The 18,547-nt window shown below is 70.4% G+C and carries 19 protein-coding genes; 5 read left to right on the top strand and 14 right to left on the bottom strand.

Features of this window, described 5'->3' with window-relative positions; genetic code table 11:
* Window positions 1-155 precede the first annotated feature (155 nt).
* Both OV208_RS38550 and OV208_RS38545 read right to left on the bottom strand, forming a co-directional pair.
* Window positions 156-1,439 carry a hypothetical protein gene (locus OV208_RS38550; RefSeq protein ID WP_267578963.1) on the bottom strand — a complete coding sequence of 428 codons (1,284 nt, stop codon included), beginning with the start codon at window positions 1,437-1,439 and terminating at the stop codon, window positions 156-158.
* An 82-nt stretch (window positions 1,440-1,521) separates the two neighbouring features.
* The gene (locus OV208_RS38545) at window positions 1,522-2,478 is read right to left on the bottom strand and encodes an SDR family oxidoreductase (RefSeq protein WP_267578962.1); all 957 of its coding nucleotides are present in this window, start codon (window positions 2,476-2,478) and stop codon (window positions 1,522-1,524) included.
* A gap of 134 nt (window positions 2,479-2,612) precedes the next feature.
* Between OV208_RS38545 and OV208_RS38540 the strand changes: the two genes are divergently transcribed.
* A complete protein-coding gene (locus OV208_RS38540) occupies window positions 2,613-3,587 on the top strand; it encodes a helix-turn-helix transcriptional regulator (RefSeq protein WP_267578961.1) in 975 nt (324 codons plus the stop codon).
* Here the strand turns inward: OV208_RS38540 and lpdA are convergent.
* Window positions 3,584-4,981, bottom strand: a complete 1,398-nt coding sequence (gene lpdA, locus OV208_RS38535; protein ID WP_120541532.1) for a dihydrolipoyl dehydrogenase — start codon at window positions 4,979-4,981, stop codon at window positions 3,584-3,586. The two genes, OV208_RS38540 and lpdA, sit on opposite strands and share 4 nt — an antisense overlap.
* Before the next feature lie 81 nt (window positions 4,982-5,062).
* Between lpdA and OV208_RS38530 the strand changes: the two genes are divergently transcribed.
* Complete coding sequence (locus OV208_RS38530; RefSeq protein WP_267578960.1) at window positions 5,063-6,181, top strand: hypothetical protein; 1,119 nt, start codon at window positions 5,063-5,065, stop codon at window positions 6,179-6,181.
* 60 nt (window positions 6,182-6,241) lie between these two features.
* Here OV208_RS38530 and OV208_RS38525 read toward each other — a convergent pair whose 3' ends face one another.
* From OV208_RS38525 to hisG, 10 genes are all read right to left on the bottom strand, one after another.
* Window positions 6,242-6,685 carry a DofB protein gene (locus OV208_RS38525; protein ID WP_120537998.1) on the bottom strand — a complete coding sequence of 148 codons (444 nt, stop codon included), beginning with the start codon at window positions 6,683-6,685 and terminating at the stop codon, window positions 6,242-6,244.
* A gap of 220 nt (window positions 6,686-6,905) precedes the next feature.
* Window positions 6,906-7,523, bottom strand: a complete 618-nt coding sequence (gene hisIE / locus OV208_RS38520; protein ID WP_267578959.1) for a bifunctional phosphoribosyl-AMP cyclohydrolase/phosphoribosyl-ATP diphosphatase HisIE — start codon at window positions 7,521-7,523, stop codon at window positions 6,906-6,908.
* Window positions 7,520-8,302 (bottom strand): histidinol-phosphatase, encoded by a 783-nt coding sequence (gene hisN / locus OV208_RS38515; RefSeq protein ID WP_267578958.1) that lies wholly within the window; start codon window positions 8,300-8,302, stop codon window positions 7,520-7,522. The genes hisIE and hisN overlap by 4 nt, the downstream gene beginning before the upstream one ends.
* Window positions 8,299-9,063 carry an imidazole glycerol phosphate synthase subunit HisF gene (gene hisF, locus OV208_RS38510; protein ID WP_420715088.1) on the bottom strand — a complete coding sequence of 255 codons (765 nt, stop codon included), beginning with the start codon at window positions 9,061-9,063 and terminating at the stop codon, window positions 8,299-8,301. Before hisF ends, hisN begins: the two co-directional genes overlap by 4 nt.
* Complete coding sequence (locus OV208_RS38505) at window positions 9,060-9,611, bottom strand: imidazoleglycerol-phosphate dehydratase (protein WP_267578956.1); 552 nt, start codon at window positions 9,609-9,611, stop codon at window positions 9,060-9,062. Before OV208_RS38505 ends, hisF begins: the two co-directional genes overlap by 4 nt.
* Window positions 9,608-10,324 carry a 1-(5-phosphoribosyl)-5-[(5-phosphoribosylamino)methylideneamino] imidazole-4-carboxamide isomerase gene (locus tag OV208_RS38500; protein WP_267578955.1) on the bottom strand — a complete coding sequence of 239 codons (717 nt, stop codon included), beginning with the start codon at window positions 10,322-10,324 and terminating at the stop codon, window positions 9,608-9,610. The genes OV208_RS38505 and OV208_RS38500 overlap by 4 nt, the downstream gene beginning before the upstream one ends.
* Entirely contained in the window at window positions 10,321-10,914 is a 594-nt protein-coding gene (hisH, locus tag OV208_RS38495) for an imidazole glycerol phosphate synthase subunit HisH (RefSeq protein ID WP_267578954.1), read from the bottom strand. The genes OV208_RS38500 and hisH overlap by 4 nt, the downstream gene beginning before the upstream one ends.
* Window positions 10,914-11,951, bottom strand: a complete 1,038-nt coding sequence (locus OV208_RS38490; RefSeq protein ID WP_267578953.1) for a pyridoxal phosphate-dependent aminotransferase — start codon at window positions 11,949-11,951, stop codon at window positions 10,914-10,916. Before OV208_RS38490 ends, hisH begins: the two co-directional genes overlap by 1 nt.
* On the bottom strand, window positions 11,948-13,252 hold the full coding sequence (hisD, locus tag OV208_RS38485) for a histidinol dehydrogenase (RefSeq protein WP_267578952.1): 1,305 nt from the start codon (window positions 13,250-13,252) through the stop codon (window positions 11,948-11,950). The genes OV208_RS38490 and hisD overlap by 4 nt, the downstream gene beginning before the upstream one ends.
* Complete coding sequence (hisG, locus tag OV208_RS38480; RefSeq protein WP_267578951.1) at window positions 13,249-14,106, bottom strand: ATP phosphoribosyltransferase; 858 nt, start codon at window positions 14,104-14,106, stop codon at window positions 13,249-13,251. Before hisG ends, hisD begins: the two co-directional genes overlap by 4 nt.
* A 302-nt stretch (window positions 14,107-14,408) precedes the next feature.
* Between hisG and thiO the strand changes: the two genes are divergently transcribed.
* From thiO to moaA, 3 genes are all read left to right on the top strand, one after another.
* Window positions 14,409-15,524, top strand: coding sequence for a glycine oxidase ThiO (gene thiO, locus OV208_RS38475; protein ID WP_267578950.1), 1,116 nt, complete (start codon window positions 14,409-14,411; stop codon window positions 15,522-15,524).
* A gap of 169 nt (window positions 15,525-15,693) precedes the next feature.
* Window positions 15,694-16,941 (top strand): HD-GYP domain-containing protein, encoded by a 1,248-nt coding sequence (locus OV208_RS38470; protein ID WP_267578949.1) that lies wholly within the window; start codon window positions 15,694-15,696, stop codon window positions 16,939-16,941.
* A gap of 62 nt (window positions 16,942-17,003) precedes the next feature.
* On the top strand, window positions 17,004-18,008 hold the full coding sequence (moaA, locus tag OV208_RS38465; RefSeq protein ID WP_267579078.1) for a GTP 3',8-cyclase MoaA: 1,005 nt from the start codon (window positions 17,004-17,006) through the stop codon (window positions 18,006-18,008).
* 3 nt (window positions 18,009-18,011) lie between these two features.
* On the opposite strand, the gene OV208_RS38460 is transcribed toward moaA, so the two are convergent.
* Window positions 18,012-18,416 carry a DUF4870 domain-containing protein gene (locus OV208_RS38460; protein ID WP_267578948.1) on the bottom strand — a complete coding sequence of 135 codons (405 nt, stop codon included), beginning with the start codon at window positions 18,414-18,416 and terminating at the stop codon, window positions 18,012-18,014.
* Between the last annotated feature and the right edge of the window lie 131 nt (window positions 18,417-18,547).

Raw genomic sequence — 18,547 nt, 5'->3', positions numbered from 1 at the left:
TTGGAGAGCCAACAGGCGAGCCGATGACGATGGGGATCCGGCCGTCCTGACGACCGGAAAAAATCACGTCAATTCAGCGCGCCTGAAGGCACGCTACCCAAACGCCAATGCCAGATTTTCTTGAACGAAAGTCAAAAGGCCTACCAGCAGCAACGTCAGCCATCACGCAGTGTGCTGGCAACCAGGCCAAGCACAAAAGCAACGGCGACAAGCACCACCACCCAGCGTATGGGCATGCCGGAAGCGCGCGGTACTGGCGACCCCACCATGGCGCGGGTAGGGGCGGACTCATCCGGAACGAGGATGCGGACCTGGATGGCAGACGTGCGCAGGACTTCTTCCACGTCGGTGAGGAACTTGTCGTATTCCTCGGGGAGCAGCTCCAGGGGGCTGCCGTGCTGGAACTCGTAGCGCTTCGCCACGGCCTCGTGGTTGCGCAGCGAGGCCTGTCCCTTGGCCACGTCCACCCAGCCCGCGACGAGCGCGGGAGCGGTCCCCTTGCGGTCCACCAGCGAGATGGCCTGCCGGGCCTGCTTGCCACCTGCGGTACTGGGGCCTTCGGGTTCGTCCACGCGCAGGATGCGGTGCGGGGTGCGGCCGTAGATCTTGTGCTGGAGTTCGGACTTGAGGCGCTCCGCGAGCAGGGCGGAGTGGGTGGCGAACATGGTGCGAAGTTCGGCCGTCTCCGGCTCACCGGCCCGGCCGGCGGCCTGCGCGGAGGGCAGCGGTGCGAGGATCAATTCTTCCTGCCGCCCTCCCCGTGCGCCACGGCCTTCGTCGCCGCCACCACGAGCGTCGGGACTCCGACCCAGGCGGGGAGGCTCCGCGATGCGGGGGCGTTCGGGCGCGGCGTCCAGTTCCGCGCCCCGGCCCGCGCGGATGATCTCCGGCAGGCCGAATCCTTCCTCACGAGAACCGGCGCGCGCGGACTCGGCACCGCGACCGGATTCCGCACCGCGACCAGACTCGGAACCACGGCCGGACTCGAAGCCGCGACCGGACTCGGCACCACCACGGGCGGATTCAGAACCTCGACCGGACTCAGCGCCACCACGACCACCGCGCCCGCCTCGCGGCGCATCCCGCCCTTCCCCACCCCGGGCACGGGGCGGGGGGGCGAGGGGTTCCGACACCCGGGTCTCCAGCACCAGGTCCTCGTCGGGAACCGGAGGCGGCGTCATCCGGGCCTCGTACCCGGCGAGCTCGGACGCGCGGATGTCCGCGCCCGTGGTGGGCGCGACACGGGTCTGGTTGCCCCACGACTTGCGACCGGTGCCTCCCGCCGAAGGCAATCCAGCGTCGGAAGCCCGGGGCGCCGGAGGAGGCGCCTTGGTCTGCTCGGTGCGGACCTCCTCCGTCTCGTCCAGATCATCGAGCGGCGCGACGCGGGTCTCGTCGACGGGCTCCGGCTCGCGGTTCCTGTTCTGCCCCTTCGCCATGTGCGCGACCTCTCGCGTCAGACCATACCGCGTTGTCCGGGTCGCGGGGATGGCCCCCTCCCACAGGGTAGCCCCCCTGCCCTCAGTAGACGGGCCACTCGGGGACGGCGGTCTCGATGGGCCCCCCGAACCAGGACGCATAGGCCGCGTCGTCCGCGACGGGATACCGCGTCCCGTAGGCCTTCTCGAAGTGATCCGCCCAGTGCGGCTGGGAGCCATCCAGGTCGGTGAAGCCGTACTCCCGCGCCAGCGTCCACGACGCCACGACCCGCCCCGCCCGCCGGTGCACGTCAGGGTCCGCCGCGAGCGCCGCCACCGCCCGGCCCACGTAGCTGGGGGTCTCCGACGCGATGAAGTCCGGATGCACCTTCGCCCCGTCGCGCCAGTTCGCCTCCGTCACGCCGAAGCCGGCCAGCATCTCCTCCGAGCGCAGGAAGCCCGGCGTCACGGCGAGCGCGGTGATGTTCGTGCGGCGCAGGTCGCGCGCCATCGCGAAGGCCAGGCGGATGACGGCCATCTTCGTCACGTCGTACGCCACCCCGCCCCGGTAGCCGAAGTGGTCCCCATCCGTCACCTCCACGATGAGCCCCTTGTCCCGCTCCAGCATCAGCGGCACCGCGTGGCGGCTGGTGATGACGTGGGTGACGATGGCGCGATCGAACATCGTCCGGGCGTTCTGGGCCGACTGCTTCCAGAACGGCAGCCCCAGTTCGTGCAGCGACTCCCCGCCCCAGATGTCGTTGACGAGCACGTCCAGCTGCCCCGCCTCCGCGCGGATGCGCTGGCACAGCGCCTCCACCTCCGCCTCCACGGAGTGGTCCACCCGCACCGCGATGCCCTTCCCACCCCGAGCGGTGACGAGCTCCGCCGTCTCTTCAATCGTCTCCGGCCGCGAGTCGCCGCTCGCGGGCCGGCCTCGCACGCTGCGCCCGGTGCAGTACACCGTCGCGCCCGCCTCCCCCAGCATCGTCGCGATTCCCCGCCCCGCACCCCGCGTCGCTCCCGCAACCAGGGCAATCCGTCCTTCGAGTGGCTTCATGGTGGTCCTCCCCTTTCAAGCCTCCACCCTGCACGCCCAATCCTGACATCCTCTGTCATGATTTCCGGGCGAAGCTGCCCGCTCCCGTTGATGGAGGACACACCCTGCGCGCCGACCGACTCGTGCACCTGCTGATGCGCCTGCAATCCCGGCCCCGGAGCACCGTGGGTGAGCTGGCCCGCGAGCTCCAGGTCTCCGGCCGCACCGTGCACCGCGACCTGGACGCCCTGTCCACCGCGGGCGTCCCCGTGTACGCCACCCGGGGCGCCGCGGGCGGCGTGGCGCTGATGGAGGGCTGGCGCACGCAACTCACCGGCCTCACCCGTCCGGAGCTCCAGGCCCTGGCCACGGTGGGAGCCCCGGGCGCCCTGGACGACCTGGGCCTGTCCGGGCCATTGCGCACCGGAATGGTGAAGCTTGCGGCGGCGCTCCCCACCCTCCAGCAGCCCGCCTTGGAGCACGCGCGCCAGCGCCTCCACGTGGACGCGTCCGGGTGGTTCACCGGCCGCGAGCCCGTGCCGCACCTGGGCACGCTGCGCGACGCCGCCTGGCAGGACCGCCGCGTGTCGCTGAGCTACCAGGACTTCGAGGGGGCCAGCACCCGCCGCGTCGTGGATCCGTACGGGCTCGTCATCAAGGCGGACCGCTGGTATCTGGTTGCCGGGACGGACAAGGGCCCGCGCGTCTTCCGGGGTGCGCGCATCGGGCGCGTGCGGCTGCATCCCAAGGGCTTCACGCGCCCGCCGAGATTCGACCTGCCCGCGTTCTGGAAGGACTGGTGCGCGAAGTTCGCCGTCGAGCGTCCCCGCTACGACGTCACGCTGCGCTTCACGGCGGAAGGCGAAGCAGCACTGCGCAAGATGCGTCCCCCGGCCGACGGTGAGCGCCTGGACGTGGCGCCCGCGGCACGCGGTGGGAAGCGGAAGGCGACGCTGGACTTCGAGCGGGAGTCCATCGCGGTCTCCCAGCTGTGCGAACTCGGGGCGGGCGTGGAGGTGCTCGCCCCGGAGTCGCTCAGGCAACGACTGGCCGCCCTGGCGGCCTCACTGCAGGCGCTCTACGGCGGCCCCGGAATCACCCCGGGCCGCCGTTCGCGCCGCAACCGCTAGAAGTGCAGCGGGTGGCCCAGCGTGGCCTCGGCGCCCTCGTGCATGATCTCGGAGAGCGTCGGGTGGGCGTGGATGGTGTGCGCCAGCTCCTCGGTGGTGATCTCCAGCTTCATCGCGACGCAGGCCTCGGCGAGCAGCTCCGTGGCGTGCGGCCCGATGATGTGGATGCCCAGCACCTCGTCATACTTCCGGTCCGAGACGATCTTGATCATGCCGATCGACTCGTTGGAGATGGCCGACTTGGTGACGGCGCCGAAGGGGGCGATGCCCACCTTCACGTCGTAGCCGCGCTCCTTGGCCTTCTTCTCCGTGAGGCCCACCGACGCGACCTCCGGGTAGCAGTAGGTGGCCGACGGGGTGAGGTCGTAGTTGATGGGCGCGGGGTTCTTCCCGGCGATGTGCTCCACCACCATCACGCACTCGGCGCTGGCCATGTGCGCCAGCATCGGCGTGGGGATGACGTCGCCGATGGCGTAGACGTTGGGCTCGCTGGTGCGGCACTGCGCGTCGACCTTGATGAAGCCGCGGTCGGTCTGCACGGCCGTCTTGTTGAGGCCCACGTCCTCGGTGACGGGCGAGCGGCCCACCGCCGACAGGAGGATTTCGGCCTCCAGCGTCTTGGTCTCCGTGCCCACGGTCATGGTGACGCGCACGCCGTCCGCCGTGTGCTCCACCTTCTCCACCTTGGCGCCGGTGTGCACGTCGATGCCACGACGGCGGAAGATCTTGTCCAGCTCCTTGGACACGTCCGCGTCCTCGATGGGGAGGAGCGCCGGCATGTACTCCACGATGGCCGTCTTGCTGCCCACGTGGTTGAACACGGAGGCGAACTCGCAGCCCACCGCGCCCGCGCCCAGGACGATGATGCTCTTGGGGATGCGGTCGATGGTCAGGATGGAGTCACTGTTCATCACCCGCTTGTGGTCCACCTGCACGTTGGGCAGGGACTTGGGCACGGAGCCCGTGGCGACGATGATGTTCTTGGTCTCCAGGGTCTGCTTGGAGCCGTCCTCCGCCGTCACCTCCACCTTGCCCTTCCCGCTGATGCGACCATGGCCCTTCACGACCGTGATCTTGTTCTTCTTCATCAGGAAGTCGATGCCGTTGGCACCCTTGGTGACGACCTTGTCCTTGTGCTTCTGGGCGTTGGCCCAGTTGACGGTGGGGTTGGCCGTGTCGATGCCGAAGTCCGCCGCTTCCTTGATGTGGTGGAAGAGCGACGCCGTCCACAAGAGCGACTTCGTCGGGATGCAGCCGCGATGCAGACAGGTGCCACCCAGGCGCTTGTCCTTCTCGATGATGGCCGTCTTCAGCCCGAGCTGGGCCGCGCGGATGGCGCCCACATAGCCGCCAGGACCCGAGCCGATGATCACCAAGTCGAAAGTCTCAGCCACGCACGCCTCCGTCATTAATTTCGGATGGAACTCGCGGGCGCTGATAACCCCCGGTCCCGGTTGGAATCAAGGAGTTTGCTCGTGCGCCGCTTCCCACTTCATCGGCTCCTGTTGATGGTAGTAGCGCTGCTGGCCTTTGGACGCCTGTATTACGTGACCCACCGCGACACGCCCGCTCCGGCCCCCCGGAAGGGACCGGCCGCGATGCCTGGCCCGCCCGACCTGGGCCCCGCCGCGTGCCGGAGCCTGGACGCGGTGCTGGCTGACGTCCTCAAGGCCCACCCCGGATCCGATGCCGGCACCGCCTGGAGCGATGCGCGCCGACAGCTCGGAGACTGCCCCACCCCTCCCGCCGCGGCCTGCGCGAGGGGCCCTGCCCTGGCCTCCCGCACCCCCCTCATCGGGGGTGACGCGGTGCCCCGCGCCATGCTCACCACCCTGTGCGAGCGCTGCGCGCCCCAGGACAACCCCTGCGGTCACGCCGTGACGCGCGCGTTGCAGGAGGCTGCGCGGCGCGGCACCCCGGATCTCCAGGAGGCCCGCTGGAGCCTGGAGCACGCGGGCGCGGGCCTGGGTACGGCCTGCCAGGAGCTTGTCCGCCTGGCCGTGGGGCCCGCGGCCCTGTCCGGCACGGAGCTGGAGCCGCCCCTGCTGGCCTTGCTGGAGGAGCTGGCCCCCACGTGCGTGAAGACGGAGCAGTTGCCCACGCCGCTCCTGAACGCGGCGGCGGTGCAGCAGGGCGCACGGGCGCCCCGGCTCGCGTCACTGTTCACTGGAAGCGCGGTGGAGACGGCGCCCATCGAACCGGATCAGCAGACCGGCCCCGGGGATGCGTTCCGGGCGTTCGATTCAGACGAGCTGTCGGGCGTGAAGCTGCCGGTGGGCACGGGCGGTGACGGGACGCAGGGCGTGCTGCGCCTGGGCTACGCGCCCTCGCTGAAGTACGTGGTGTCGTTCCAGGTGCGCGCCACGGGGCCGGGCACGCTGCGCGCCATCATCCGCGCGCCGGAGGGCGTGGGACGCAGGGACAGCCAGGGTGCGGCCTTCCACGTCGATCCCACCGTCTGCCGCTTTCGCGGGACGGGCGGATGGGAGATCTGCAAGCCTGCCGTTCCGCTGCTCGACGTGGACGCGGTGAGCGTCCTACCGGAGCGGCAGGGCGTGGAACTGAAGGAGCTGGAAATCATCGGCGCCCGATAGACGCGGGCGCCAGCAATCACGCGGCGTCGGAACGGGGGTCCGACGTCGCTCGCGTGGGACTCAGGCGATGAGGCCGCGCTCGCGCGCAGTCTTGAAGATGCCGGACGCGTCGCGCTTCAGCGCGGTGGAGACGTCCTTCACGATGGCGTCCGCCGACTTGGCGACCGACAGGTAGTTGTCGAACGTGCGAGTGAGGATGAGCACGCCCGAGATGATGACTCGCTGGAGGTTGTGCTGCAGGTCCGTGCCTTCGTACACCAGCCAGGACTGCTCACAGAACCGCCGGCCCTCGGCCACCATCTGGTTCAGGTGCGCGCGCTCGGTCGCGTCCGGAACCTTGGCCTTGGGGCTGATGGAAGCGATGTACAGCACGTTCGTTCCCAGCCGCTGAGTCGCCTCCTCCATCTGCGCCATGATGGCCGCGACGTCGTCCTTCGTCGGCGGGTTGTGCCAACGGGAGAAGAACACGCGGTCGATGAGTTCGGATTGGTACGTGGAAGTCACGAATCCTCCGGTGAAGCGAACGCTGAGAACTGGGGCGCCTCGTCTGGCGCGGCCCGCGCCGCAGGCCGGAATCTGTACCAGGATCGCAAGGGCGGTTGAAGAGTAGCGGACACACTCCTGTACCTTTGGCGCGCCTGTGTGCCAGCCACGCTGTCCAGCTGCAGTACAGCTGGACAACTCCGCCTGGGTCGCAACCGACACGCCCTGCTTTTCGAGCTGATCAGCCCTTTGAGGGACGCGCGCGGTTGGCCAGCACGGCTTTCACGTCTTCCAGGCCGAGGCCCAGCGGACGGACGGCGACGAGCACGTGGTAGAGCAGGTCGGCTGCTTCCTCGACGGCGCGGTGTGGATCCGCATCCGCGCAGGCCGTCACGAGCTCCGCGGCCTCTTCTCCGAGCTTCTTGAGGCGCAGGTTGCGGTCCTCCAGCAGCCGCCGCGTGTAGCTGGGCTTCTCCCCTTCTCCCGTCGGAGTGCCCGCTCGGTGGGTGAGCGTCGCGTCCAGGTGCGCGAGCGCATCCCAGCGGCCCTCACCGAAGCAGGTCTCGTCGCCGGTGTGACACGCGGGGCCGGCCTTCTCCACGCGCGCGAGCACGGCGTCGCCGTCGCAGTCCGCGCTCAGGGACACGACCTTCTGCGTGTTCCCGCTGGTGGCGCCCTTGTGCCAGAGGCCGCGAGTGCGGGAGCGGTAGTGCATCTCTCCGGTGGAGAGCGTGAGCTCCAGGGCCTCACGATCCGCGTGCGCCACCATCAGGACATCGCCGGTGCGCGCGTCCTGCGTCACCACCGTCACCAGGCCCTGCCCCTTGTCGAAGTTCAACGCGGACACGTCCAGCGTCACGGCCTGCCTCCCGCGCCCAGCACTTCGCGCACGCGCGAGGCGAGCACCGCGTTGGTGGCGATGCCGTCGCCGCCGAACGCCGTGCGCTGCCCCTTCCAGTCGGTGAACACGCCGCCTGCCTCCTCGATGATGGGTTGCAGCGCCGCCGCGTCCCAGGGCGACAGGCCCTCGTCCACCATGACTTCCGCGCGCCCGGTGGCGACGAGCAGGTAGCCGTAGCAGTCGCCCCAGGTGCGGGAGAGGGAGGCCTGTCGTGACAGGTCCCTCCAGCCCGCGCCCTTCGTGGGGTTCTGGAGGAAGCGCTCGTCGGTGACCAGCACCACGGACTGGGACAGGTCGGCCTGCGATGACACGCGCGCGGCGGATCCGTTCCAGAAGCAGCCCAGGCCCGGGGATGCGACGAGCAGCTCGTTCACGGCCGGGAAGTACGCCGCGCCCGCGAGGATGCGCTCCCCTTCCGCGACCGCCACCAGCGTGCCCCACAGCGGGACGCCCCGGATGAAGGTCTTCGTTCCATCGATGGGGTCGAGGATCCACCGGCGCTTCGCGCCCGGCCGCGTCTCCCCGAACTCCTCGCCCAGGATGCCATCGTCCGGGAAGCGCTCCTCCAACCACTGGCGCGCGGTCCATTCAGCGGTTCGGTCCGCCACCGTCACGGGGGTTCCATCGCTCTTGGTGTCCACGGCGATGCCGCCCCGGAAGAAGCCCAGCGCCACGTCACCGGCCTTGCGCGCCACGTCGGCGGCGGCCTCCATCAGGTCTCGGGAATCCGCGTTCATGTCGTGCTCCGGATGGGAAGGCCGCTGTCACGCAGCAGGGATTTGAGGGCGCCCACGGTGGTGACTCCGTCGTGGAGGATGCCCGCCACCAGCGCTGCGTCCGCTCCGCCCAGGGTCAGGGCCTCGCGCACGTGCTCCGCGCGACCCGCGCCCCCTGAAGCGATGACGGGCACGTTCACGGCATCCGCCACCTCGCGCGTCATGCCCAGGTCGTAACCCGTGCGAGCGCCATCGCGGTCGATGCTGGTGAGCAGCACCTCGCCCGCGCCGCGTCGGACGCACTCCTTCGCCCAGGCCACCGCGTCCAGGTCGGTGGGGCGCCGGCCGCCGTGCGTGTAGACGCGGTAGCCAGCCCCTTCCCGCTTTGCGTCGATGCTCGCCACCACGCACTGGGAGCCGAAGCGCTCGGCGCAGCCGGTGAGCAGTTCGGGCGTGGCCACCGCCGCGGAGTTGATGCTCACCTTGTCCGCGCCGGCCCGGAGTGCGCGGCCCACGTCGTCCACCGTGCGCACGCCTCCGCCCACCGTGAGCGGAATGAACAGACGCTCGGCGGTGCGCTGGACCAGGTCCCACAGCGTCTCGCGCTCCTCCGCGCTGGCGGAGATGTCCAGGAACGTCACCTCGTCCGCTCCCTCGTCCTCGTAGCGCAGCGCCAGGGCCACGGGGTCTCCCACGTCGCGCAGACCCTCGAACTGGACGCCCTTCACCACGCGTCCGCCCTTCACATCCAGGCAGACGATAAGCCGTCGGCTGAGCATCACGTCACCTCCAGGGAGACACTGCCCTTCATGCTGAAGACGACCCCGGAGTCCACCATCGCGTCGCGCAGCGCGAGCCCCAGGGCCTTGAAGGCCGCCTCGGTGAGGTGGTGGCTGTCCCGGCCACGCAGGACGCGCAGGTGCAACGTGATGCGCGAGTGCTCGCAGAACGAGCGCATCCAGTGTTCATACAGCCGGTTCTTCAGCGGGCCCCGGTAGTAGAAGCGCCCGCCCGCGTCCAGGCACGCCTGCACCAGCGCGTCGTCCATGGGCACGGTGCGCTCGCCGTAGCGCGCCGCCGTGGCCGGCACCACGCGCTGCACGGCGGTGCCCAGCGTGATGGCCACGTCCTCCATCAGGTGGTGGCGCAGGTCGCCCCGCGCGTGCAGCGTCAGCTCCAACCCCGCGTAGCGCGCGAAGGTGGCGAGCATGTGGTCGAAGAACTTCAGGCCCGTGTCCACCCGGGCCGCGCCCGAGCCCCGCGCCAGCTCCACCGTGACCTTCGTTTCCTTCGTCTCCCGGACGACCTTGGTGCTCGTTGCCGTGCTCATTCCGCGAACTCCTGCGCGACCGCGCGCGCGTCCAGCCGTCCCGTGTACAGCGCCATGCCCACCACCGCCCCGTGCGCGCCCACCTTCGACAGCGACCGCAGGTCCTCCAGGGTCGTCACGCCCCCAGACGCGTAGAGCCGGTGCCGGCTCGTGCGAGCCACCTCCCCCATCAGGGGCAGGTCCACGCCCCCCAACTGCCCCTCCTTGTGCACCGCCGTGACGAGCAACCCGCCCAACGGCAGCGGCTCCAGCGCGGCCAGCACGTCGCGAATGTCCCGGGCACTTCCCGACGTCCAGCCGCGCGTCACCACCTCACGCCCCTTCACGTCCGCGGCCACCACCACGCGTCCGGGGAAGCGCTCCGCGACCTCGGTGAGCCACGCGAGGTCCTCGATGGCGCGGGTGCCCACGACGACCGAGGACGCACCGCCCGCGAGCACCGCCTCCACCCGGGCGCCATCGCGCACGCCACCGCCCACGGTGAAGGTGAGCCCCGGGGCATGCGACACCAGCCGCGTGACAACGTCCGCGTTGGAGCCCTTGCCCAGCGCCGCGTCCAGGTCCACCACGTGGAACGTGCGGAAGCCCAGGGCCAGCCACTGCTTCAAGGCATCCAGCGGATCATTCACGCGGACGCGCTCCGCTTCGTAGGAGCCGCCCACCAACTGCACGCACGCGCCTTCCCTCAGGTCGATGGCAGGAATGGCGATCACGGGGCCACCTCCTTCAGGAACGCCTGCACGAAGCGCACGCCCGCGCGGGAGGACTTCTCCGGGTGGAACTGCACGCCCAACACCTTCCCGCGCCGCACCGAGGCGGGGAACCGGTCCTCCTCGTGGGTCGTCCAGCCCACGACATCCGACGGATCCGCCGCGCGGCAGGCGTAGCTGTGCGCGAAGTACACGGAGGCCAGCTTCGCGGACTCCAGCGCCCGGTCCTCCTCCACGTCGTTCCAGCCAATCTGCGGTACCTGCCGCGCGGTCAGCCGGGTCACCCGGCCCTGGAAGTAGCCCAGACCCTGACCGGCGCCCTCGTCGCTCTCATCGAAGAGCAGCTGCATGCCCAGGCAGATGCCCAGGCAGGGCAGGCCCGCGTCCAGGGCCTTGCGCATCGCATCGCGGCCCGGGGCCAGCCGAGCCGCCGCCGAGCCGAACGCGCCCACGCCGGGGAGCACCAGTACGTCGGTGTCGAGCGCACGCAGCGGATCCTCCTGCACCCGCACATCCACGCCCGGCGCGGTGGCCAGCGCCTTCGCCAGCGAGTGCAGGTTGCCAGCGCCGTAGTCGAACAGCGTCACCCGCATCACAGCGCCTCCTTGAGCGCCTTCAGCGCCGTCGCCATCAAGGGCCAGGGACCGCAGCCGATGCGCAGCGCGTCCCCCACCCCGGCGAGTCCTTCGAACACCCGCACATTCACGTTGCGCTCCCGCATCGCCTCGCCCACCCGCCGCGCTTCCGGCACGGGGACGAGGAGGAAGTTCGCTTCCGAGGGCAATGGCTCCAGCCCCAACACCTTCAACCCACCGCGCAGCCGCTCGCGGTTCTCCACCGCCTCCGCCGCGCAGGCTTCCATCCACGCCACGTCCTCCGCGAGCGCGGACACCGCCACGGCCTCGCCCAGCGCCGTGTGCTTGTACGGGCCCCGGGCCTTCTCCACCTCGGCCACCAGCGCGGGAGCCCCCACCGCCCAGCCCACCCGCAGCCCGGCGAGTCCGAACGCCTTGGACATCGTGCGCGTCACCAACACGTTGGGCCGCGTGCGCGCCAGGTCCATGAAGTCCCCGCCCCGGGAGAACTCCACATAGGCCTGATCGATGAGCACCACGCCCGGAGCCCGGTCCACCAGCCGCTCCAGCGCCGCGCGAGCAGCCACCGTGCCGGTGGGATTGTTGGGCGTGCAGACGTAGATGAGCTTCGCGCCCGTCGCGAGCAGCCCATCCACGTCCAGCGACAGGTCCTCCCTCAAGGGCACCGGCACCGGCCGCAGCGCGCTCAACCTGGCGAACAGCGGCACCATCACGAACGTCGGATCCGGGAACGCCACCGCATCTCCAGGCTCCAGGAACGCACGCAGCGCGCAGTCGATGACGTCGTCCGAACCGCAGCCCGTCGTCACGTTCTCCACCGCGACGCCCGCGAACGCGGCCACGGCGCGCTTCAGCTCCGGCGCATAGCTCGCCGGATAGCGGGCCAGGTGCTGGAGCCCCTCCTCGCGCAGCACGCGATCCGCCGACGGCGGGGCACCGAAGAGGTTCGTGTTGTCGCTCAGATCCACCCGGCAGGGCTTCCTCGCGGGGGAATACAGCGGGATGTCCCGGTACGTGTCGCGGAACGGAATCACGGCGACCTCCAGGCCCGCGCCGCGTCCGCGTGGGCGAAGAGGCCCTCGCTGTCCGCCAGCGTCCCCACGTCGTCCGCCATCGCCGCCGCCGCTTCTGGCGTCACGCGCTGCCACGTGGTCCACCGGTAGAAGTCCAGCACGCTCAGCCCCGAGTACGCCCGGGCCAGTCCCGCCGTGGGCAGCACGTGGTTGGCGCCCGTCATGTAGTCGCCAAAGGCCACCGACGCGCGCTGGCCCACGAACACCGTGCCCGCGTTGCGCACCTGCGCCAGGTCCGCCGACGCCGTCGACGTCGCGAGCAACAGGTGCTCCGGCGCGAACTCCGCGACGAAGGGCCACGCCTCCTCCAGCGAGTCGATTCGCAGCACCGCCCCACGACTCCCAAGCGCCGACAGCACGATCTCCCCACGCTTCGCGGACCGAGCCTGACGCGTCACCGCATCGCTCACGTCCTGGGCCAGCGACGCCCCCAGGACCAGCGCCACGCAGCACGCCTCCGGATCATGCTCCGCCTGGGCCAGCAGCTCGCGCGCCACCGCGTCCGCACGCGCGCTGCCGTCGGCGACCACGAGGATTTCACTCGGCCCCGCGGGCGCGTCGATGGCGACCGCGTCCACCACCTGGAGCTTCGCCGCCGCGACGTACGCATTGCCCGGTCCGACGATGCGGTCCACCCGGGGCACGCTCCGCGTCCCATACGCCAGCGCCGCCACCGCCCCCGCGCCTCCCAACGCGAAGACACGATCCGCGCCCGCCAGCGCCGCCGCCGCGAGCACGCCCGCGCTCGGCAGGCCATCCGGTCCCGGCGGAGAACAGACGATGATCTCCCCCACGCCCGCCACCTTCGCGGGGACCACGCCCATCAACACGCTGCTCGGATACACCGCCCGTCCCCCGGGCGCGTACACCCCCACCCGGCCCAGCGGATCCGGTCGGCGGCCCACCACCACGCCGGGCTCCGTCTCCACCTCCATCATCACCGGCCGCTGCGCCGCGTGCGCCCGGGCGATGTTGCGCGCCGCGCGCTCCAGCGCCCCACGCACTCCGGAAGGCAGCGACTCCAGCGCTGCGTCCCAGCGTTCGCGGGGCACTTCCAGGGCCTTCAACTCCACGCGGTCGAACTGGCGCGCGAAGTCGAACAGGGCCCGGTCTCCTTCCGCGCGCACCCGGGCGATGAGGGCCTGCACGCGGGTGGCCACCTGGGCATCGGCTTCATTCCCGGCGCGCTCCAGCAACCGGCGCCGTGCTTCGGAGCTCAGGGCCGACAGGGCGCCCTGGTACTTGAGGACGGGGGTGCTCATGCCATCAACCTCTCGATGCGCGTGACGAGGATGCCCTGACCGCCCAGCGCCTTGAGCGCGTTGACCGTGCGGTAGATGGTGCGTGAGGAGACGACCGCGTGCACCGCGACGAAGTTGCCCCCGTCCATCACGTCCACCACCGTGGGTCCGTTGAGGCCGGGCAGCACCTCGCGCACCTGCTCCAGCGACGTCCGGGGCACGTTGGCCATCAGGTAGCGCCGGCCCCTCGCGGCCAGCACCGACCCCAGCGCCTGCGTCAGCTCCTCCAGCGATCGCCGCGCGTCCGCGCCGTTGCTGGGATACGCCACCAGCCGGGCGCTGGACTCCAGCACCGTGGACACTTCGCGCAGGCCGTTCATCTTCAGCGTGGAGCCCGTGGAGGTGAGGTCCACCACGATGTCCGCGATGCCCAGGTGCGGGGCGATCTCCGCCGCGCCGCTCACCGGAACCACCGTCACCCGCTGGCCGCGCTTCTGGAAGTAGGCCTGCGTCAGCCGGGGGAAACACGACGCCACCCGCATCCCGTCCTTCACATCCTCCACGCGCACGACGCCGCTCTCGTCGCGCGCGGCCACCACCAGCCGGCACCGGCCGAACTCCAGATCCAACAGGGACTCCAGCTCGCGGCCCGCTTCGTTCACCAGGTCCCAGCCGGTGACGCCCGCCTGCGCCGCGCCGTCCGCGACGAACTCCGGGATGTCCTGGGCGCGGACGAAGATGGCCTCGAACTCGCCGCCCAGCGACGCGGTGAGGGCCCGCTCGCCCCGGCCGCGCACCTCCAGGCCCGCGTCGTTGAACAGCTCGCGCACTTCCTCGGACAGACGGCCTTTGTTGGGCAGGGCAATCTTCAACATGGGTGGGCTCACGGAACTGGAGACGAGGGAGGGGGAAACGAAAAAAGGCCCGTCCTGGGGAGGACGGGCCTTCGATCACTGCGGCAGGTGCCGGAGGAGGTGCGCTTCTAGTGCGTCACCCAGGCATGCGCGCGGCGAACGGTCCCGTCGTGGGCCGACCGATGATGCGCATGATGGTGATGCACGGAGATGGAACGCACGCCCCTAGGGTTAACGACCGGAGCCCCCGCCGTCAAGCCACCCCCGGGTCCAGGGTTGTCTTGAAGCTTGCAAACCCGTCCCTGCTTGAGCACAAGCGGCGCATGCGAACCTCGGACGTCCTGGTGGTTGGCGGTGGGTTGATGGGCTGCGGCATCGCGCTGCGTCTAAGGCAGGCGGGCGCGCGCGTCACGGTGCTGGAGCGCTCCATCCCCGGCGCGGAAGCCTCCAGCGCCGCCGCCGGCATCCTCGCGCCGCAGTGGGAGTCCGACGGTCCGGGGCCCTTCTTCGAGCTGTGCCTGCGAAGCCGCGCCCTCTACGGAAGCTTCGCCGCGGAGCTGCGCGAGCTGACGGGTGTGGACATCGCCTACCGCCCGTGTGGCCTCTTGCGCGTCGCGTTCGACGAAGCCGACCACCACCACGTGGAGTCCACCGTGGGCTGGCAGCACGGCATGGGCCTGCGCGCGGTGCTGCTGGACGGACAGGCCGCGAGGGAGCTGGAGCCCCACCTGTCACCGAAGGCCCTGGGCGCGGCGCACTTCCCGGATGATCATCAGGTCGACAACCGGCTGCTCGTGCGCGCGCTGACCATGGCCGCCGCGCGCGTGGGGACCACGTTCCGCAGCGGACATGTGCGCGGCATCGTCCACGAGGCCGGCCGGGCGGTGGGCGTGGATCTGGATGGCGAGGTGCTGCGCGCGGACGCCGTCGTGCTGGCCGCGGGCTCCTGGTCGTCCCTGGTGCAGGGCGCGGGCGTGGCGGCGCAGACGGTGAAGCCGGCGCGCGGCCAGATGATCCAGCTTCAAACGCGACTGCCCCTGCTGGAGCGGGTGGTGACGTCCGCCAAGGGCTACCTGGTGCCGCGCGCGGACGGGCGGATCATCGCCGGCAGCACCATGGAGCACGTGGGCTTCGACAAGCAGGTGACGGCGGCGGGGCTGGCGCGGATCCTCGACATGGCGCTGGAGCTGTGCCCGGACCTGGGCCCCGCCCCGGTGACGGAGACCTGGGCCGGCTTCCGCCCGTGGACCCGGGACGCGCTGCCCTACATTGGCGAAGGGCCCGTGCCCGGCCTGTTCCTGGCCACCGGCCACTTCCGCAACGGCATCCTCCTCACCCCCATCACCGCGAAGCTGGTCGCCCAGGCGGTGCTGGGCGAGAAGCCCTCCCTGGACCTCACCCCGTTCCGCTACGACCGGGCATCCATGACGCGGAGCTGAACGCCCCAAGCGTCCTACTCCGGGGGGGCGGGAGCCATGACGCGGACCCGGGGTGTGCCCCAGGCACCCAGGGCCTGCCCCCCGCCCTGGGCGGCAAGGAGGCGAGGCGGGTGGTAATTTCTCGCACTCGTTCGCCTTTAAGACCCGGAAACCTCTAGAATCTTCCTCCGTGGAAGCCATCCCCCCCGCCCCGCCTCGAATCCTGATCGTCGACGACGACGACTCCGTCCGCGACGTCATCTCCGTGCTCCTCCGTGAGGAGGGCTACAACTGCGTCGTGGCCAATGGCGCCGAGATGGCGCTCGATATCGCGGGCGAAGAAGAGACGCCGCTCGTCATCAGCGACATGAAGATGCCGGGCCGTGACGGACTGTGGCTGCTGGAGAACCTGCGCGAGCGGCTGCCGGACACGTCCGTCATCATGCTCACCGGCTACGGCGACACCGAGTCCGCGGTGGACTGTCTGCGCCGAGGCGCGGTGGACTACCTGCTCAAGCCACCCAAGCTCACCGACCTCATCCGCGCCATCGAACGCGCGCTCGCCAAGCGCCGCATCGAGATGGCGCGCAAGCGCTACCAGAAGAAGCTGGAAGGCAAGGTGCGCGACCGCACCGCCGAGCTTCGCAGCGCGCTGCACAACATCGCCAACACGTACCAGAACACCCTGCTGGCGCTGGTGGCGGCCCTGGACGCGCGCGAGCACGAGACGAGCGACCACTCCCAGCGCGTGGTCAGCTACACGAGCTCCATCGCCAGCCGCATGGGCATCCACGGCAAGCAGATGGAGGAGATCGGCCGCGGGGCGCTCTTGCACGACATCGGCAAGATTGGCGTGCCGGACGCGGTGCTGCTCAAGCCCGGCAAGCTCACCCCCGACGAGTGGCTGGAGATGCGGCGTCATCCGGAGATCGGCTTCCAGATGATCCAGAACATCCCCTTCCTCTCCACCCCGGCGGACATCGTCCTGTCGCACCAGGAGCGGTTCGACGGCGCGGGCTATCCCCGCAACCTCCAGCGCAATGAAATCCCCATCGGCGCGCGCATCTTCGCGGTGGCGGACACGCTGGACGCGATGACGAGCGACCGGCCGTACCGCAAGGGCACGACGTTCGCCAACGCCATCCAGGAGATCAAACGCTGCGCCAACACCCAGTTCGATCCGGACGTGGTGAAGGCGTTCCTGGACATTGGCGAGGAGGGGCTCATCCGCATCAAGAAGGAGATGGCGGAGAAGAAGCTCAACCCGTTGCAGGCCGCCGCCGACGCCGCCGAGGCCGAGACGGAGCTGGCGCGCCTCACCGACCTGGATGACGAGACGGATTCGCCTCCGGTGGGTCCGGGTTCCAGCGCGGTCGGCTCCCCTCCCCCGGGGGCACCTCCGGTCGCGATCCGTTCAGCCTCCGGCACCGAGGGCTGATCTTTCCCACCGGGAGCGATGATTTCCCCGGGCGGGTTGTTATGAAGGCGGAAGGCCCCGTGATGACCGCCCCCTCACCCGCATCCAATCCGCTCGCCCCGCCGTTGCTCGACGCGCAGGGGCGCTGCATGACGTACCTGCGGCTGAGCATCACGGACCGCTGCAACTTCCGCTGCTCCTACTGCTCCCCGGCGTCCTGGGGCGGCAAGAAGGACCTGCTGGACGCAACGGAGTTCGAACGCATCGTCTCCGTGTTCGCGCGCATGGGCATCCGCCGCGTGCGCCTCACCGGCGGCGAGCCCCTCATCCGGCCGGACATCCAGGAGATCGCCCGGAGGCTCGCCGCGGTGCCGGGCATCCAGCACCTGGCCATCACCACCAACGCCAGCCGCCTGGAGACGCTCGCCGTCCCCCTGCGCGAGGCGGGCGTCACCCAGCTCAACCTGAGCCTGGACACGCTGTCCGCGGAGACGTTCCGGAGCATCTCCAAGCAGGGTGACTTCGACGCGCTGATGCGCGGCATCGACGCGGCGGCGGCGGCGGGCTTCCAGTCGCTGAAGCTCAACGTCGTGGTGCTGCGCGGCATCAACGACGCGGAGGTCCCCGCGCTGGTGGACTTCGCGCACGCGCGCGGCATCACCCCACGCTTCATCGAGCTGATGCCCTTCGGACAGGGCACGCCGGTGCCCACGGCGGAGCTCCTGGAGCGTCTGGCGGCCACCGGGAGGACGCTCACCGAGGAGCCCCAGGAGAACGCCGCGTCACCCACTTCCGGGCCCGCGCGCTACTGGCGCACGGCGGGCGGACGCGTGGGGTTCATCTCCCCGCTGACGCAGAACTTCTGCGGCGGGTGCAACCGGGTGCGGGTGGCTTCCAACGGGGACCTGCGAAGCTGCCTGGGCGGCCGGGCGCAGGCGCCGCTGCACCAGCTCATCCGGGGCGGGGCCACCGACGCGGAGCTGGCCATGGCCGTGCGCCGCGCGCTGGGGGACAAGCCGGAGGGGCACCGTTTCACGGAGGCCGGAAACGGTGCCACGCTCCTGCCCATGATGGGCATCGGCGGCTGACGGCTACTTCACCAGCCGGAGGTTGACGGGGTAGCGGTACAGCTCACCTTCGTTGGCCTTCAGGCCGGCGATGATGGTGAACACGATGTTGCCGATTACCACGATGAGCGCCAGCAGGAAGCCGATGCCCACGCACATCAGGACGACGGAGACCGCCATCGCGAGGGACGTGGTGATCTGGAAGTTGAGCGATTCCACCGCGTGCGAGCGGACGAAGGACGAGTCCTTGCCCTTCGTCAGCATCAGGAACAGCGGCACCGCCCAGCCCAGGAAGCCCGCGCCCACCACGAGGCCGGCGATGGAGCCCAGGTGCGCCAACATGCCCATCGTCTTCTCATCCGTGCTCGCCGTGGGCGAACCCGTGATGAACGAACCGAACTGCTGCTCCTCGCGCTGCTCTGGCTCCATGAAACGCCCTCCAAAAATTGAACGGGGCGCGACGGGATGCGCCCAGAAGGTTCGCAACATGGCACGGCGTGTCGGTGCCTGTCATCCAGTGGACGAGGAGCCCCAAGGAGGCCCCCGCCCGCCTGGAGGCT

Source organism: Corallococcus sp. bb12-1, assembly GCF_026626765.1.
Classification (GTDB): domain Bacteria; phylum Myxococcota; class Myxococcia; order Myxococcales; family Myxococcaceae; genus Corallococcus; species Corallococcus terminator.
Note: the sequence above shows the minus strand (reverse complement) of the source record. Positions and strands in the feature narration are given on the sequence as shown.

Coding starts and splice junctions, on each gene's coding strand:
- OV208_RS38550 (WP_267578963.1), bottom strand. CDS start 1,439: ATGGCGAAGGGGCAGAACAGGAACCGCGAGCCGGAGCCCGTCGACGAG.
- OV208_RS38545 (WP_267578962.1), bottom strand. CDS start 2,478: ATGAAGCCACTCGAAGGACGGATTGCCCTGGTTGCGGGAGCGACGCGG.
- OV208_RS38540 (WP_267578961.1), top strand. CDS start 2,613: ATGCGCCTGCAATCCCGGCCCCGGAGCACCGTGGGTGAGCTGGCCCGC.
- hisN (WP_267578958.1), bottom strand. CDS start 8,302: ATGAACGCGGATTCCCGAGACCTGATGGAGGCCGCCGCCGACGTGGCG.
- OV208_RS38505 (WP_267578956.1), bottom strand. CDS start 9,611: ATGAGCACGGCAACGAGCACCAAGGTCGTCCGGGAGACGAAGGAAACG.
- hisH (WP_267578954.1), bottom strand. CDS start 10,914: ATGCGGGTGACGCTGTTCGACTACGGCGCTGGCAACCTGCACTCGCTG.
- hisD (WP_267578952.1), bottom strand. CDS start 13,252: ATGAGCACCCCCGTCCTCAAGTACCAGGGCGCCCTGTCGGCCCTGAGC.
- hisG (WP_267578951.1), bottom strand. CDS start 14,106: ATGTTGAAGATTGCCCTGCCCAACAAAGGCCGTCTGTCCGAGGAAGTG.
- thiO (WP_267578950.1), top strand. CDS start 14,409: ATGCGAACCTCGGACGTCCTGGTGGTTGGCGGTGGGTTGATGGGCTGC.
- moaA (WP_267579078.1), top strand. CDS start 17,004: ATGACCGCCCCCTCACCCGCATCCAATCCGCTCGCCCCGCCGTTGCTC.
- OV208_RS38460 (WP_267578948.1), bottom strand. CDS start 18,416: ATGGAGCCAGAGCAGCGCGAGGAGCAGCAGTTCGGTTCGTTCATCACG.